16 protein-coding genes are annotated in these 15105 nt (G+C 59.5%); 2 read left to right on the top strand and 14 right to left on the bottom strand.

Annotation, left to right across the window (positions count from 1 at the left end):
• Positions 1–8 precede the first annotated feature (8 nt).
• From G6041_RS16890 to G6041_RS16875, 4 genes are all read right to left on the bottom strand, one after another.
• Positions 9–350, bottom strand: a complete 342-nt coding sequence (locus G6041_RS16890) for a DUF202 domain-containing protein (protein ID WP_004385978.1) — start codon at positions 348–350, stop codon at positions 9–11.
• The gene (locus G6041_RS16885; protein WP_007703818.1) at positions 340–687 is read right to left on the bottom strand and encodes a YidH family protein; all 348 of its coding nucleotides are present in this window, start codon (positions 685–687) and stop codon (positions 340–342) included. Before G6041_RS16885 ends, G6041_RS16890 begins: the two co-directional genes overlap by 11 nt.
• 118 nt (positions 688–805) lie before the next feature.
• Positions 806–2128 carry a 6-phospho-alpha-glucosidase gene (locus tag G6041_RS16880; protein WP_007779762.1) on the bottom strand — a complete coding sequence of 441 codons (1323 nt, stop codon included), beginning with the start codon at positions 2126–2128 and terminating at the stop codon, positions 806–808.
• On the bottom strand, positions 2125–3741 hold the full coding sequence (locus G6041_RS16875; protein WP_012126169.1) for an alpha-glucoside-specific PTS transporter subunit IIBC: 1617 nt from the start codon (positions 3739–3741) through the stop codon (positions 2125–2127). Before G6041_RS16875 ends, G6041_RS16880 begins: the two co-directional genes overlap by 4 nt.
• Positions 3742–3962: 221 nt before the next feature.
• Here G6041_RS16875 and G6041_RS16870 point away from each other — a divergent pair, with 221 nt between their 5' ends.
• Complete coding sequence (locus G6041_RS16870) at positions 3963–4679, top strand: GntR family transcriptional regulator (protein WP_012126170.1); 717 nt, start codon at positions 3963–3965, stop codon at positions 4677–4679.
• Positions 4680–4739: 60 nt separating this feature from the next.
• Here the strand turns inward: G6041_RS16870 and ibpB are convergent, their stop codons facing one another.
• Together ibpB and ibpA are read right to left on the bottom strand one after the other, a co-directional pair.
• A complete protein-coding gene (gene ibpB / locus G6041_RS16865; RefSeq protein WP_007765888.1) occupies positions 4740–5225 on the bottom strand; it encodes a small heat shock chaperone IbpB in 486 nt (161 codons plus the stop codon).
• Between the two features lie 111 nt (positions 5226–5336).
• Positions 5337–5753, bottom strand: a complete 417-nt coding sequence (ibpA, locus tag G6041_RS16860; RefSeq protein ID WP_004385985.1) for a small heat shock chaperone IbpA — start codon at positions 5751–5753, stop codon at positions 5337–5339.
• A 304-nt stretch (positions 5754–6057) separates the two neighbouring features.
• On the opposite strand from ibpA, the gene G6041_RS16855 reads away from it, so the two are divergent.
• Positions 6058–6384, top strand: coding sequence for a YceK/YidQ family lipoprotein (locus G6041_RS16855; protein WP_004385986.1), 327 nt, complete (start codon positions 6058–6060; stop codon positions 6382–6384).
• Here the strand turns inward: G6041_RS16855 and G6041_RS16850 are convergent, their stop codons facing one another.
• From G6041_RS16850 to dgoR, 8 genes are all read right to left on the bottom strand, one after another.
• A complete protein-coding gene (locus G6041_RS16850) occupies positions 6385–7647 on the bottom strand; it encodes a DUF3748 domain-containing protein (protein WP_012126172.1) in 1263 nt (420 codons plus the stop codon).
• Between the two features lie 61 nt (positions 7648–7708).
• On the bottom strand, positions 7709–8641 hold the full coding sequence (locus G6041_RS16845; RefSeq protein ID WP_012126173.1) for a 2-hydroxyacid dehydrogenase: 933 nt from the start codon (positions 8639–8641) through the stop codon (positions 7709–7711).
• Positions 8638–9957: an MFS transporter gene (locus tag G6041_RS16840; RefSeq protein ID WP_012126174.1), complete on the bottom strand. Its 1320-nt coding sequence runs from the start codon at positions 9955–9957 to the stop codon at positions 8638–8640. Before G6041_RS16840 ends, G6041_RS16845 begins: the two co-directional genes overlap by 4 nt.
• Positions 9958–10093: 136 nt before the next feature.
• Positions 10094–11386 carry an MFS transporter gene (locus G6041_RS16835; protein ID WP_004385990.1) on the bottom strand — a complete coding sequence of 431 codons (1293 nt, stop codon included), beginning with the start codon at positions 11384–11386 and terminating at the stop codon, positions 10094–10096.
• Positions 11387–11707: 321 nt separating this feature from the next.
• Entirely contained in the window at positions 11708–12856 is a 1149-nt protein-coding gene (dgoD, locus tag G6041_RS16830; protein WP_012126176.1) for a galactonate dehydratase, read from the bottom strand.
• Positions 12853–13470, bottom strand: coding sequence for a 2-dehydro-3-deoxy-6-phosphogalactonate aldolase (locus G6041_RS16825; protein WP_012126177.1), 618 nt, complete (start codon positions 13468–13470; stop codon positions 12853–12855). Before G6041_RS16825 ends, dgoD begins: the two co-directional genes overlap by 4 nt.
• Positions 13454–14338, bottom strand: coding sequence for a 2-dehydro-3-deoxygalactonokinase (locus tag G6041_RS16820; RefSeq protein WP_012126178.1), 885 nt, complete (start codon positions 14336–14338; stop codon positions 13454–13456). Before G6041_RS16820 ends, G6041_RS16825 begins: the two co-directional genes overlap by 17 nt.
• On the bottom strand, positions 14335–15018 hold the full coding sequence (gene dgoR / locus G6041_RS16815) for a D-galactonate utilization transcriptional regulator DgoR (protein WP_007703761.1): 684 nt from the start codon (positions 15016–15018) through the stop codon (positions 14335–14337). Before dgoR ends, G6041_RS16820 begins: the two co-directional genes overlap by 4 nt.
• Between the last annotated feature and the right edge of the window lie 87 nt (positions 15019–15105).

The raw sequence follows: 15105 nt of genomic DNA, 5'->3' as shown, positions 1-15105 counted from the left end.
CGGATGTGTTATTCGGCAAGCAACGCTATCAGCGCATGGAGATGCGTCACCACAAAGAGCAGTGCCAGCGCGCAGACGGCCAGCGCAATCGCCAGTTTCGCCCGCACCTGGCCGGGTGCGGAAAAATCCTCGTGTACCAGCGTAATCAGACGACGCTGACGGGCATAGACGTAAATCAGCCCGGCCACGGCCGCAACGCCCCCCAGCGCCAGCCAGATAAGCAGGCCGGCGTGAGTCCACGCGTGGCGCAGCGCCAGCGCCAGCAGCGCGCCGTAGCCGAGCAGCGTGCGCACCCACGCAAGCGACGTGCGCTCTGGTTGCAGCCCCGGATCGCGCGGGTTACCCGGCATAAAACACCACCAGCATCACCGCCAGCGCCACCACGACCAGCACGCCGCTGATAAACGCCAGCATGCGGGTATAGGGCAGCGCCGCTTTCAGGCGCATCGCCTTTTCGTTGCGCAGCCAGCGCAGGTAGCCGTAAATGGCGAGCGCCCCCGCAAAAAAGCAGAGCAGCAGCGACACCGCCTCGCGCACTACCGGCGTGGCGAAATCCGGCGCGAGCTGATCAAGCCCGACACCCGCCGCCAGAAACCCCAGCGCGGTGCGCACCCACGCCAGAAACGTGCGTTCATTGGCTAGTGAAAAGCGATAGTCCGGCGCCTCGCCGAGACGGGAAATTTTCATGACGGCTCCCTGTTTTACCTGTGCTCGCCTCAGCATAACGTAAAACGGGCGTCACAGAGGAGCGCAGGCGGTGCGACCGGCACCATGACGATGCCGGTCGAAAAGGCGGGGCGTAACGTTAGTGCAGCTTCGGCCAGTAGTCTTTGTTGGCCTCAATGAGATCGTCGAGAATCGCTTTCGCGACCGACGCGCTCGGAACGGTTTTCGACAGCGTAATCGCCTGCCACAGTTTCTGGTATGAGCGCTGCTCCCAGGCGTCCACCACCAGTTTTTCCACCGCCACCTGCTGGCTCATCAGCCCTTTCTGGAAGTGCGGAATATCGCCGACTGTCAGCGGCTCCGGCCCGTTTTTACCCACCAGACACGGGATCTCGACCATCGCATCGGCATCAAAGTTATGGATAGCGCCGTTGTTCGGCACAATCAGCAGCATCCGCGCCTGGGTGTTGAAAGCGATAGCGGTCGCCAGATCGACGATATAGGAGGCGTGTTCGTCGATTTCCAGCTCGCCCGCCGAGGAGTGGCCCGCGGTGATAATGGCGCGGCAGGCGTCAAAGACCTGTTTTTCGCGGTGCTCCATCACTTCGTTGGCGCGGGTGTGCGCCGGGTTGGAATGCGCCACGACGTAATCCGGGAAGAGATAGTATTTCAGGTAGGTGTTCGGCATGGTGTCGGGGTCCAGCGCCTGCACGTCTTTCGCTTTCGCGAAGGTGTCGTTCCAGCTCGCTTCGGTATGCGCGTCTTCTGAGGGCGGCACATAGCCATGCTTCGCCACGTATTCGCGCAGACGCGGCATCAGATCGTTGCCCTCCAGATCTTCAATTGATGTCCACCAGCCAAAGTGGTTAAGGCCGTAGTAGCGCACGCGCATCTCTTTGCGACTGTTCAGGCCGACGATTTTCGCCATCCGCCCTTCGATGCCAATCGGCATATCACAGATGTTAAGAATTCTGGCGTTCGGGCGCAGGCGGCGGGTGGCTTCCGCCACAATCGCCGCCGGGTTGGAGTAGTTCAGCATCCACGCGTTCGGCGAGTATTGCTCCATATAATCCACCAGCTCCAGCACGCCGCCGATAGAGCGCATCCCGTAGGCTATTCCGCCCGGGCCGCAGGTTTCCTGGCCGAGCACGCCGTGGCGCAGCGGGATTTTTTCATCTTTTTCGCGCATCGGATATTTGCCAACGCGAATATGCGCCATCACAAAATCCACGTCGGTAAAAGCCGTTTGCGGGTCCGTGGTGTAGGTAAACTCAATCTCCGGTGCCTGCTCTTTCAGCAGGATTTTGCACGCTTCGGCGATGATTTCCTGACGCGCGCCGTCGTTGTCATAGAACTTCAGCGCGCGCAGCGGAAAGCGGTCGCGGTTAGCCAGCAGCATCAGAACAATGCCGGGTGTAAAGGTGCTGCCGCCGCCTGCGATGACAACTGAGAATTTTTTCATGATACAGCCTCCGTCATGGGGGATAGTGGGTTCTTGGAAGGGGTTTTCATCAGCGATTCCAGCTGGTCGCGCACCTGTGGAACGTGCAGACCGACAATCACCTGAATGCCGTTGCCGCGACGCACCACGCCGTGGGCGCCAAGGGCTTTAAAGACGTCATCGCTCTGGGTTTTCGCCATATCGATGAGCGTGATGCGCAACCGGGTGGCGCAGTTATTGATGCTTTCGATATTCTCCGCGCCGCCAAGCGCCTGAAGGAAACCCGCGGCCTGACCGGCAGCGGAGTGCGCGGCCGCCGTGGTCTGCCCGCGCGCGGCGCGGTAATCGGCTTTGCTGTAGAGCTTGATGTCGCTCTCGGCGCGGCCTGGCGTTTTGAGGTCAAAGCGCAGGATAAGCGTCCTGAAGACGATGAAGTAGAGCGCGGTAAACCCGCAGCCGATGCCAATCTGGGTAAAAATCATGCCGGAATGGTTGTGGAACATGGGTATCCAGTTCTGCGGCAGGAACTGGTCAAGCAGGCCGCCGCCCATGTTGCCCACCACGCCGAAGATATACATCAGCGTCGCCATGGTGGCCGCCAGCACCGCATGTACCGCGAACAGCAGCGGAGAGATAAACAGGAAAGTGAACTCCAGCGGCTCGGTGATCCCCACCAGCACCGCCGTTAACGTCGCCGGGATCAACAGCCCCGCCACTTTGACGCGGTTTTCCGGCGCGGCGGTGTACCAGATAGCCAGCGCGATGCCCACTGAGCCGAACACTTTCGAGTTGCCATGCAGCGCAAAGCCACCTTCCGGGAACAGCGATTTGAGCGGTGCCGTGCTCTGGCTGAATTCCTGAAGATGCTGCGCCCAGTACACCTGAATGCCGCCTTCCACCGCCGCCGGGCCGAAGATAAACGGGCCGTAGACAAAATGGTGCAGCCCAGTCGGGATCAAAATGCGCTCAAGGAAGGTATAAACCCAGACGCCGAGCGCGCCGGCGGAGCGTAAAAACGCCTGCAAGGACTCAATGCCCATCTGCACTTTCGGCCAGCCCAGCAGCGTGAGCCAGGCGCAGGGGATCATCACCAGGAACGCGATAATCACCACAAACGAGGTGCCCTGAAAAATACCAAGGAAGACCGGTAACGATTTTTCGTAGTAGCGGTTATGGATGGCCGTGACGATCCCGGAGATAACAATCGCGCCGATAATGCTGGTATCGAGCGTTTTAATGCCGGCAATCAGCGTCAAGCCGCTGCCTGCGACCGGGTCGGCGGCGAAATTAACGCCAAAGAAGTGACCCCAGGTCATTCCCATCGCGTTAATGAAATAGTTCCAGGTCAGAAAGCTAATCAGTACAGCCAGGCAGGCGCGGCCCTGCGCCTCACGGGCGAGGCCAATCGGTAAGCCGACGGCGAAAATCAGCGGCATATTGCGAAACACCGCCCAGCCGCCCTCTTCAATAATGTGAACGATCTGCGCGAAGAGATTATCGGGCGCGGTGAATGCCTCGCCCACAAACAGCGGATTTTGCAGCATGATGGCAATGCCGACGACCATCCCGGCGAAAGGAAATAACAACACCGGGGTAAACATGGCACCGCCAAATCGTTGTATTTGACTGAGCATTTTTAAATCCTCATGTAACAACCTGTAGGGTTTGAGGCCTTAATTGTTTTCTGGTGGCCTGAAGCGAGCATAAAAAGTAACCGCGGCGTGAACATGGCGCGCCGCTGCGTTCCGTGATCGCATTCATGGTTTTAATTTGCACACTCAGGTCTACTTTCCTTGTTAAATCTGGACATCTCCGGGGCCCATCTCCCGGTTAACAGGCGTAAAGAGGTCTACGGGTGATCTACAAATCCATTGCCGAAAGGCTGCGTCTGCGCCTGAATTCCTCGGACTACCACATCGGCAGCCCACTGCCTGGCGAGAAAGCGCTGGCGCAGGAGTTTGGCGTGGCGCGGATGACGATTCGCAAAGCGGTCGATTTACTGGTGGACCGGGGGCTGGTGGTGCGCCGCCACGGCAGCGGCACCTATGTGGCGCGTAAAGATGTACATCACGAAACCACGAACCTGACCGGGCTGGTGGAAGTGCTGCGTCAGCAAGGGAAAGAAGTGCACAGCAAGGTGCTGCAGTTTGAAGTGATGCCCGCGCCGCCCGCCATCGCCAGCCAGTTGCGCATCCAGATAAACGAGCGCATCTACTTTTCGCGCCGGGTGCGTTATGTCGAGGGGAAACCGCTAATGCTGGAAGACAGCTATATGCCGGTGAAGCTCTTTCGCACCCTGTCGCTGGCGCATCTGGAAGGCTCGAAGTTCGATTACATCGAGAAGGAGTGCGGCATTACCATCAGCGGCAACTATGAAAGCCTGACGCCGGTGCTGGCGGATAAACAGCTGGCGGCAGTGATGAACGTGCAGGAGCAGACGCCGCTGCTACGCATTACGTCACTCTCTTACAGCGATAGCGGCGAATTCCTTAATTATTCAGTGATGTTTCGCAATACCAGCGACTATCAGGTGGATTACCACCTGCATCGCGTTCGCCCGCCAGTATTATGATGACCGGACGGGCATGCGTAAAAAAAGGCCCCGCTGCGAGGGCCTTTTTATTCTATGCCGTTACTGGTTTTCGGTTTCGCTGTGGCTCAGCGCCGGGCGTTCGCCCTCAATGACGCGCTCGTCATCCTGCGCGCGCGGCTGGCCAATGGCGATACGCTGCGGGGCCAGCGCTTCAGGGATGTTGCGCACCAGATCGATGTGCAGCAGCCCGTTGGTGAAGGTCGCGCCGGAGACTTCCATATGTTCAGCCAGCGTGAAGCTCAGGCTGAAGGGCTGAATAACCAGCCCCTGATGGAGCCATTTCGGTTCGTTTTCCGGTTTCACCGGCGTGCCTTTCACGCGCAGCACGGTATTTTCCAGCTCAATCTCCAGATCTTCCTGACGGAAACCGGCTAACGCAAGGGTAATGCGATAGTGGTTATCGTCGCTTTTTTCGATGTTATAGGGCGGGAAGCTCTGGCTTTCAGCGGTGTTCATCAGCGCGTTGGCCAGTTTGTCAAAACCGATCCACTGACGGAAAAACGGGGATAAATCATAGTTACGCATAGTATCTCTCCTTCTTTGAAGCGAGTGAAAACGCCAGTGCGTTGACTGGCTGTGCTCCCGTTCGGCGAGCACGGAACATCAAAGGTGGGCCGCCACGGCGACCCGGCGAAATTAGTTACCGATTTCGATACGGCGCGGTTTTTTGGCTTCCGGGATCACGCGCTCAAGCTCAATGTAGAGCAGGCCGTTCACCAGATTTGCGCCACGCACGAAGATATTCTCGGCCAGCTGGAATTTGCGCTCGAAGTTGCGCTCGGCGATACCCTGATACAGGTAGGTACGCTCTTTCTGATCCGGCGCGTGAGAGCCTTTCACCACCAGCAGGTTGTCCTGGGCGGTGATCTCCAGCTCGCTTTCTGCAAAGCCTGCCACGGCAATGGCGATACGGTAGTGGTTTTCGTCTACCAGCTCGACGTTGTACGGAGGGTAGCCGCCGTTGCTCTGGCTCTGGTTGTTCTCAAGCAGGTTGAAAAGACGGTCAAAACCGATGGCGGAACGATAAAGCGGGGATAAATCGAAGTTACGCATACATACTCCTGAAATCAGCGAGGTTTAACATCGCCCTCCTCAAAGGACAGGCGGCTGTGGCGGAAGGCCCGTTCGGCATCCTCCCTGCGACCACGATCCAAAAATGGGTGCGGCCCGACGCTTTTCAAGGGCTGAAATCGGCCTTTTTTTGTCGATTTACATTTCTTTGCGTAGACTGGGGATAACAGCATCTAATGCTAAACTGCGAGCGCTGCCACAGGACGGCAAAGGCGCGCTATTCATTCTGATTCAGGGGCGTTATATCTCATGACTGACGCCTGCGATGCGACGACATAACAGAAGAATGAAAATGAACAATACTCTCGGGAAAGTGATTTTTTGTAGTAGCGCGTTGCTACTCGGCGGCTGTTCCAGCGTGATGTCGCATACCGGCGGCGGCGAGCAGGGATATTATCCCGGCACGCGCGCCAGCGCGACGATGCTCGCCGATGACGACACCAGCTGGGGGCTGAAGCCGCTGGTGGCGCTCGATCTCCCCTTTACGGCGGTTGTGGATACGCTGCTTATCCCGTGGGACGCCTTCCGTACCGATAAATCGGTGAAATCGCGGGTGGAAGAGAGCGAAAAGAAGTCCTTCGCCATTAACGCCGTGATCCCTCCCGCGCCCTGATTATCTTCCGGTTTCCGTCATCCAGATTTGGCGGAAACCGTCTGTCTCCTGCATCCAGGCGATGCGTTTTCCATCCGGCGAGATCACTACAGCATCGGCGGAAATTGCCGCCGTCTGCGGTGGCGTGAGCGGCGTTATCTTGCCCGTGTTGATATCGCAAAGCACAATCCGGTTGCCCTGCATAAACCCGATAGCCTCGCCCGACGGATGCCAGCTAAACGCCGACGCCACGCCCTGTGCGCCCCGCGTCACCTGACGCGGCTCGCCGCCCGCAGGCGCAATGAGCCACAACTGCGCCACGCCGTTATCATCGTTCATCAAAAACGCGATTTCCGTACCCTGCGGATTGCTGCGCACCCAGTGGCGCGGCGTGGTGGCAAGCCCCGGATAGCGGCGATCGTGCGTGAACGTCAGGCGGCGCTGCATAACGCCTGCAGGCGGCGCAGGCATGGCGTCTGGCGTGCCTTCGAGCGGCGCGTCGCCAGGCGTTTTCCACGCGGCTTCCTCTTCCGGTAAATTCACGATAAACAGCTCAGGCGCTTTCACGCCTGCCTGCGTCAGCGTATCGCCGATAAACGCCAGCGCGCGCCGCTGCCGCGTGCCGTCCGCTTTCTGAAAACCGTCAAGCCCGACCCAGCCCTCTTCATACGCACGGTTGATCTCATCGCTGCCGGGGCGCGGCGCAGGTGTGGTGCGGCTCACCAACGCGCACCAGCGGCTGCCTGCGTATTCGCGCGGGTGCGTGCAGGGCGGCGTGACAGGGCCGAACGGCAGCGCCACGCCGACGTTACGCAAATCAAGCGCTGGATCGCGCTCATGCAGGACGTGGTCGTTATAGGTAAAGCTCAGCCACGCGCCGTCCGGGCTGAACACATGCACATGGCTGCCGCCGCGCAGCGCGCCGGGCGTGAACGGCGGCGTGATATCCATCGCGTCGAGATTCTCTGCCGCGCCGTTTTCCACCACCAGGCCGCGGCGGTGATGAAAATCGTAGCGCCAGGTGTCGTCCGGGTTCTCCGGGCCGTGAATAAAAACATACTGCTCCGCCACCGGGCTCACCGTCACCACGCCGACGTGCGCGCCTTCCGGGGCGCGATAGATAACCTCCACCTCGCCGGTCCCGACATTGACGCGCTCAATGGTTTTGCCGGTAAACGACGCGCCGGACGGGCGCACATCAAACGCCAGCCACTGGCTGTCAGGCGTCCAGACGTTAATATTGGTGAGCTGATGGTGACGCGGGGCGAAGGTGAGCTGTTTCATCAAGAGAAAACCCTGAAGCCAAAGAGGGCCTCAGGGTAAAAGATTCCGTGGAAAAAGCCTATCAGGGAACCGGCGTAATCAGCGGCTCGCCCGCACACCAGGCGTTGATATTCTCCAGCACCAGCCGCGACATTTCGCGCCGCGTCTCCCACGTGGCGCTCGCCATATGCGGCGTGATGACGACGTTGTCGCGCTGCTGTAGCGGCGCGGGCACGTTCGGCTCATCCGTGAAAACATCCAGCCCGGCACCGGCAATCTTGCCGCTCTCCAGCGCCGCAATCAGCGCCGTTTCGTCCACCACGCTGCCGCGCGCGACGTTAATCAGAATCCCCTGCGGGCCGAGCGCCTCCAGCACGGCCGCATTGACCACGCCGCGCGTCGCATCGCCACCCGGCGCGCAGAGCATCAGGAAATCGCTCTCCCGCGCGAGCTGCGCTAAACCCGGCACAAAGCGGTACGGCAGCGCGCTGTGCGGCTGGCGGCCGGTGTAACGGATCTCCATATCAAACGCCTGCGCGCGGCGGGCGATGGCCTGCCCGATGCGCCCCATGCCGAAAATACCGAGCCGCGCGCCGGAGACTTTCCGCGACCACGTAAAACCGCCCTGCTGCCAGCCGCCCTGTTCGATAAACTTCTGCGCGGCGACGATACGGCGCGACGTGGCGAGCATCAGACCGATGGCGAGATCGGCCACGTCATCCGTCAGCACACCCGGCGTATGGGTGACGGCGATGCCGCGCTCGCGCGCCGCCGCCACGTCCACGCCGTCATAACCGACGCCGAAAACCGCAATCAACGAAAGCGCCGGCAGCCGCGCGATAAACTCACCAGTGACCACCGCTTCGCCGTTGGTGACCAGCGCCGTGATGTCGCCTGCAATCGCCCCGAAGTCAGCGTCAGACATCTGCGAAAACTCACGCAGATCGTAGCGCTCGCGCAGTTCCGCCGTGAGCGCATCCGGCAGATACGCGTGTTTCAGCACCATCGGTTTCATCGGGACTCCTGTTTAAGTGAAGCGGACGGCTCAGCCACGCCAGGGCGCGCCGGGCGCGAGACCAGCACGCCAATAATGCCGCCCAGGATCAGCGCCACGGCCACAATCAGCAGCCCGTAGTGGTAGCTGTCCGTCGCGTCTTTGATTTTGCCGAGCACCGGCGGCAGGCCAAGCCCGACGAAATTCGCCACGGTATTAATAAAGGCGATAGAGGCGGCAGCGGCCACACCCGCCAGTTTTTCGGTCGTGACCGCCCAGAAAATCGGCGTGAGGGCGAAGTTAAAACCGACCGTCAGCACCAGTAGCCCGTAGGCCACCAGCAGGTTGCTGGACCAGACAGCGATGGCCAGCGACACACCGGAGAGGATCAGCGGCAGGCCGAGATGCCAGGAGCGCTCATGCGTGGTGTCGGAGTGGCGGCCGTTGAGATACATAAACAGGCAGGCGGCGATAAACGGCACGGCGGAGAGCAGACTCACCACGATGTTGCTCTGATCGCTCGCCATGCTCTTAATAATGAGCGGCAGAAACAGCGTAATGCCGATAGAGCCAAACGCCTGGAGGAACCAGACCAGGCTCAGCAACAGCACGGTTTTGTTTTTCAGCGCGCTCAGCCAGCTGTGGTTTTTACCCACTTCCACACCCGCGTTGTCGCGCGCCAGCTGCGCCTTCAGCCAGCCTTTTTGTTCTGCCGACAGCCACGGGGCGTGATCCGGCGTCTGCGGCAGCCGCCAGAGCACCATGATGCCGAGCACCACCGCCGGCACGCCCTCGATGGCGAACAACCAGCGCCAGCCTGCGATATCCGCGAGGCCGTGCATATTCAGAATAGAGCCGGAGATCGGCAGGCCGATAATCGACGCCATCACCGAGCCCATGTAAAAGAACGACATCGCCCGCGCGCGGTTACTCTTCGGGAACCAGCAGGAGATGTAATAGATGATGCCCGGCGTAAAGCCCGCCTCCGCCATGCCGAGCAAAAAGCGCATGACGTAGAGCTGCGTTGGCGTCTGCACCAGCGACATCCCGGCGCTGACGATGCCCCAGGTGATCATGATGCGCGCTATCCAGACGCGGGCACCCACCTTCGTCATGATGACATTGCTCGGAATTTCAAAAATGATGTAGGAGATGTAGAACATCCCGACGCCGAGGCCATACATACTGGCGCTCAGACCGAGATCGGCGTTCATTTGCAGCGCCGCGATGGAAATGTTGGTTTTATCGAGGTTCGCGACAAAGTAGCAGATGATGATAAACGGAATTATCTTCGCGTTGAGCTGCCGCAGGGTGGTCGAGTACAGATCGGTATGCATAGCAGAACCCTCTTTCCTGCCGTGGCAACCCCGGCAGTTTTATGGTTGTTATACGTTGATACGTAACGCGCGCCGGTGACCGGCGGCGCGTTATCTGCGCATTCCGTCGCAGGCATCCCTGCCTTCCATCACGGCCTTAGCCGACGCGTTTCACCTCCCCGACCAGCAGGATGTAAGAGAGCGCGCCAATAAGCGCCACGACCGAGATGTACACCAGCGCCGGGCCGAAGCCGTAATCCTGCGCCAGATAACCAATCACCAGCGGCACCGTGATGCCGCCCAGCCCGCCGACAAAGTTAAACATGCCGCCGGTAAGGCCAATCAGGCGCATCGGGGCCAGCGACGAGACCAGCGACCAGGTGATCGACGCAAAGCCGTTACCGAAGAACGCGAGCGCCATCAGCACCACAATCCATGTCGGATCGTTGGTGTAGTTCGCGCCCATAATGCAGGTGGAAATCAGCAAGCCGCAGATAATCGGCGTTTTACGTGCCGCGCCCAGTGAAAACCCTTTTTTCACCAGTTTGTCCGCCAGCCAGCCGGAGAGCAGCACGCCAAAGAACGCGGCGAGGAACGGCACGGTCGTCATAAAGCCCGCTTTCAGCGCCGTGATGCCTTTCTCCTGGGTGAGATAGTTCGGGAACCAGGTCAGGAAGAACCAGAGCGTGGAGGTGACCGCAAACTGGCCGAGATAAACCCCAATCAGTTTGCGATGAAACACCAGCTTCCAGTCGGCGCGGGAGAGCGGCTGGCGCTCGGCTTTCGCAACGGGCGCGTCGCCGTCCACCAGGCCGCCGCCGTCGCGGATGTAATCCAGCTCCGCCTGGCTGATGCCTTTGGTGAGCCGCGGCGGCTGGTAAACCTTAAACCAGACGAGCGACCAGATAATCCCGATCCCACCGGTGACGATAAACACCCAGTGCCAGCTTAAAAGCTCCTGGATCCAGATGAGCAGCGGCGTGAGAAACGCGAGCCCGACGAACTGGCCGGAGGTATAAAACCCGACCGCAGACGCGCGCTCGTGCTCCGGGAACCAGCTGGTCACCATGCGGTTGTTGGTCGGGAACGCGGGGGCCTCAAACACGCCGGTGATGGCGCGCAGGCCGATGAGCGAGAGCAGCCCGGTGGCGAAGCCCTGGAATAGCGTCGCGACCGACCAGCCGAAAATGGCGATGAAGTAGGTCAGGCGCGAGCCCATGCGGTCGAGAAACCAGCCGCCGGGGATCTGGCAGAGCGTATAGAGCCAGGCGAAGGCGGAAAAGACGTAGCCCATTTCCGCTTTGCTGATGCCAAACTCTTCCTGAATATGCGCCGACGCCACGGCTAAATTGGCGCGGTCGACATAACAAATCACCACGGTAATAAAGATCATCGCCAGCGTCAGATAACGACGACGCCCCGGTTTTGCAGCAGTTACAGAAATATCCATAACGTTCTGTCTCCAGAATTAAGGCATAGCGAGGCCGCTCACCATGCCCTGTAAAATACAGAGGGTGTGTTTTTTATATTCGGGTGTACTGCCCGGCGAGCCGGGCTTACTTTCATTTAATCAATACGCGAAATAATTTTCGTAAAAACCGGAATTACTTTTTCCTGAATAATTCGCGTTGCATGAAAAACCGCTGTGCGCAACGCGCTAAATAATTCGCGTTGTGGGAAGGCGGCATAACAAATCTACGCGCTTACTGAAGTAAATGACCGCGGTGAGGAAACGCAGCCAACGCCGTTACAGCGCGAAACAGGACGGACATTACCACTCGGCGACGGAGCCATCGGCATGCCGCCACAACGGATTGCGCCAGTCTGCACAACCCTGACTGCGCGCCACTACCTGCTCTTCATCGATCTCCACGCCAAGCCCCGGCTTCATCAACGGCTGGAAGTAACCGCCTTCCATTTTGAAATCGTCTTTATTTTTAACAAAATCAAGCAGCTCAGCGCCCTGGTTATAATGGATGCCCATGCTCTGCTCCTGGAACACCGCATTGCGCGAGATGAAATCGACATGCAGACAGGCCGCCAGCGCGATGGGCCCGAGCGGGCAGTGCGGCGCAAGGCCGACGTCATACGCCTCCGCCATCGCGGCGATTTTCGCGCACTCGGTAATACCGCCCGCATGCGACAAATCGGGTTGCAGAATGGCCAGGCCGCCTGCTTCCAGCACGCGCTTAAATTCAAAGCGCGAGAACATCCGCTCGCCCGCCGCAATCGGAATATGCGTCTGCGCGGCGAGGCGCGGATAATATTCCGCCTGCTCGGCTAATACCGGCTCTTCAATAAATAACGGGCGATACGGCTCCAGCTCTTTAATTAATATTTTCGCCATCGGCGCGCTGACGCGACCATGGAAATCGAGACCAAATTCGATATCGCTGCCAAATTCTTCACGGATCTGCGCCACGGTATTGACCGCCGCGTCGACTTTACGTGAATCATCAATAATGCCTAACTCTTCGCAGCCGTTTAATTTAAAGGTATCAAAACCAATCTGGCGCAGCGTTTTAATACCGGCGATGACTTCTGCCGGACGGTCGCCACCCACCCAGCTGTACGCTTTAATTTTATCGCGCACCAGGCCGCCCATTAACTGCCAGACCGGCGCGTTAAGCACTTTGCCTTTAATATCCCACAGCGCCTGGTCGATACCGGCGATGGCGCTCATCAGGATTGGGCCGCCGCGGTAAAACCCGCCGCGATACATCACCTGCCACAGGTCGTTGATGCGCGCCGGATCCTGACCAATCAAATATTCGCCCAGCTCATGGACCGCCGCCTCGACCGTCCGCGCCCGGCCCTCAATCACCGGTTCGCCCCAGCCCACCACGCCTTCGTCAGTTTCAATCTTCAGAAACATCCAGCGGGGCGGTAAACGGTATGTGGTTAGTTTGGTTATTTTCATTGCACTGCCTCCCGATACGCCTTAACAAATGCTTTCGCCTGCGCGGCCGTGCGCTCAACCGGCTGCCCGGCGCGATACAAATCGCTGCCAAGCCCGGCGCCGATGCAGCCCGCGTTCAGCCATACAGCCAGGTTTTCCGGCGTAACGCCGCCCACGGCGAACACCGGAATTTCCGGCGGCAGCACGGCTTTTAATGCTTTGATGTAATCGGGGCCGAAGGCAGAGGACGGGAAAATTTTCAGCGCCTGCGCGCCCGCATCTATAGCGTTGAACGCCTCGGTCGCTGTGGCGCAGCCAGGGCAGACGGTCATGCCGTAGCTCACCGCGCGCCTGATCACCTCCGGCTGAATATTGGGCGTGACGACAAGTTTGCTGCCCATCTCTGCCAGCTCATCCACCTGTTCCGGCTTTAATACCGTGCCTGCGCCAATCAGCGCGCGATCGCCAAACGCGTTGACCATCGCGGCGATACTGGTGCGCCAGTCCGGCGAATTGAGCGGGATTTCCACCGCCTCGAACCCGGCGTCGATAACCGCGGCGACGTGATCGTGCGCCTCGTCGGGCGTGATGCCGCGCAGGATGGCGATGAGCGGAAGTTTATTGTGCCACTGCATGAGCGAGACTCCTTATGCCTGTCTGAAATGCGCGGTCGCCTTCAAGCGCCTGCGCCGTATATCCCAGTAGCGACAGCGCGCGCTGGTAACGGCTGGCAAGCGGCGGGCTGGCGACCAGCGTGAGAGGGGAATGACGGTCTGGCTGCCAGTGGCGAAGCTGGCTTGCCACTTCGTTGCCAATCAGCAACCCGGAAAGAAATTCAGCGACGTGTTCGCGCGCAAGGCTTCCCAGCACATGGGCGGCGCGAACTTCAAACAGGCGGGTCAGCGGCGCGTCGGTTTCCGCGCCCTGTTCAAGCCCGGCGTTAAAGGCATCGGCGCTCGGCTGCTGTTCCGGCAGGCCCGCGCCAATCAACGAATGGGTTAATAAAAGATGGTGCAGCTCGCCGGTCATCACCGTGCGGAAATCATTGACCTGCTGCGCGTCCGCCTGTACCCATTTGCAGTGCGTGCCGGGCATGATGTAGAGCGGCGCGGGGGCAAGCTCGCGGGCACCGAGCAACTGGGTTTCTTCGCCGCGCATGACGTTGCGGTTATCGTCACGGCTTACGCACAGGCCAGGGATAATAAAAACGCGTTCCGCCACCGTCGTGAGCTGGCTGCCGATATCAGCAAAACGGGCCGGGCACGGCAGATAAGGGGCGATTTTCCAGCCCGCGTTGCTGCCGACCATGCCCGCCATGACGACCGGCGTGGCGTCATCGCGCCAGCCTTCGGTTACCTGCGCTAACACCGCTTCGGGGGTTCTGCCGTTGAGGCGGGTGACGCCCGCCTCCGATTGCCTGCTTTCCAGGCACTGCTCGCTCTGGTAAAGCCAGGCGCGCAGATTGGTGGAACCCCAGTCGATAGCGATGTAGCGAGATGTCATGTGATTTCCTTAAGCCTTTTTGTCGAGCTGGCGATCATGGTTAATGCCGCCTGCTCCGCCGCCTCGCCGTCCTGATGCCGGATAGCATCGAACAGCGCTTTATGCTCCTGGAGCGTTTTCGGCATGTTGGCCTCATCGCCCATCCAGGTGCGCTCAAACACGGCGCGTTGCAGGGAACTTATCGCCACGCTGAGCTGTTGCAGCACCGGGTTATGCACCGCCTCCAGTACCGCTTCGTGATAACGAATGTCCGCCTCGTTAAAGGCGTCGCGATCCTGGTTGTTGGCAATCATGTCGTTCAGCGCCGCTTCAATACGCGCCAGATCGCTTGAGGTCGCGCGCTCTGCCGCCCAACGGGCGATAGCGGGCTCCACCAGGTTGCGCACTTCGCTCATTGAGGCAATCAGGCGCGGGTCATCGTCATGCTCCAGCACCCACTGGAGCACCTCGGTATCGAGGTAGTTCCACTGGTTGCGGGGCGCGACAAACGCACCGCGATAGCGCTTCATCTCAATGAGCCGCTTCGCCATCAGCGAGCGATACACTTCGCGAATGATGTTGCGCGAGGTTTCAAACTCCTCGCACAGCTCCGCTTCTGCCGGCAGTGACGCGCCCGGTACATATTTCCCGCCAACGATCTGGCGGCCCAGCGTCACGATGATGCGGTCGGTTTTAGTCATGTTATGGGTTCCTTTCACGCGAGGTTTCTTCGCTTACTTTACCCTGACCGCCGATTTTCGCCGCATTTTTGAAGTACAACCGTGACG

It is taken from the genome of Cronobacter sp. HA18003, from assembly GCF_011605905.1.
Taxonomy (GTDB): Bacteria; Pseudomonadota; Gammaproteobacteria; order Enterobacterales; family Enterobacteriaceae; genus Cronobacter; species Cronobacter sakazakii.
Note: the sequence above shows the minus strand (reverse complement) of the source record. Positions and strands in the feature narration are given on the sequence as shown.

Excerpts from the sequence above, each read along its gene's own strand:
- G6041_RS16845 (WP_012126173.1), bottom strand. The coding sequence starts at position 8,641 with ATGAAACCGATGGTGCTGAAACACGCGTATCTGCCGGATGCGCTCACG.
- G6041_RS16825 (WP_012126177.1), bottom strand. The coding sequence starts at position 13,470 with ATGCAGTGGCACAATAAACTTCCGCTCATCGCCATCCTGCGCGGCATC.
- G6041_RS16875 (WP_012126169.1), bottom strand. The coding sequence starts at position 3,741 with ATGCTCAGTCAAATACAACGATTTGGCGGTGCCATGTTTACCCCGGTG.
- G6041_RS16840 (WP_012126174.1), bottom strand. The coding sequence starts at position 9,957 with ATGCATACCGATCTGTACTCGACCACCCTGCGGCAGCTCAACGCGAAG.
- G6041_RS16850 (WP_012126172.1), bottom strand. The coding sequence starts at position 7,647 with ATGAAACAGCTCACCTTCGCCCCGCGTCACCATCAGCTCACCAATATT.
- G6041_RS16855 (WP_004385986.1), top strand. The coding sequence starts at position 6,058 with ATGAAAATGAACAATACTCTCGGGAAAGTGATTTTTTGTAGTAGCGCG.
- G6041_RS16885 (WP_007703818.1), bottom strand. The coding sequence starts at position 687 with ATGAAAATTTCCCGTCTCGGCGAGGCGCCGGACTATCGCTTTTCACTA.
- G6041_RS16835 (WP_004385990.1), bottom strand. The coding sequence starts at position 11,386 with ATGGATATTTCTGTAACTGCTGCAAAACCGGGGCGTCGTCGTTATCTG.
- dgoD (WP_012126176.1), bottom strand. The coding sequence starts at position 12,856 with ATGAAAATAACCAAACTAACCACATACCGTTTACCGCCCCGCTGGATG.
- G6041_RS16890 (WP_004385978.1), bottom strand. The coding sequence starts at position 350 with ATGCCGGGTAACCCGCGCGATCCGGGGCTGCAACCAGAGCGCACGTCG.
- G6041_RS16820 (WP_012126178.1), bottom strand. The coding sequence starts at position 14,338 with ATGACATCTCGCTACATCGCTATCGACTGGGGTTCCACCAATCTGCGC.
- ibpB (WP_007765888.1), bottom strand. The coding sequence starts at position 5,225 with ATGCGTAACTATGATTTATCCCCGTTTTTCCGTCAGTGGATCGGTTTT.
- dgoR (WP_007703761.1), bottom strand. The coding sequence starts at position 15,018 with ATGACTAAAACCGACCGCATCATCGTGACGCTGGGCCGCCAGATCGTT.
- G6041_RS16880 (WP_007779762.1), bottom strand. The coding sequence starts at position 2,128 with ATGAAAAAATTCTCAGTTGTCATCGCAGGCGGCGGCAGCACCTTTACA.
- ibpA (WP_004385985.1), bottom strand. The coding sequence starts at position 5,753 with ATGCGTAACTTCGATTTATCCCCGCTTTATCGTTCCGCCATCGGTTTT.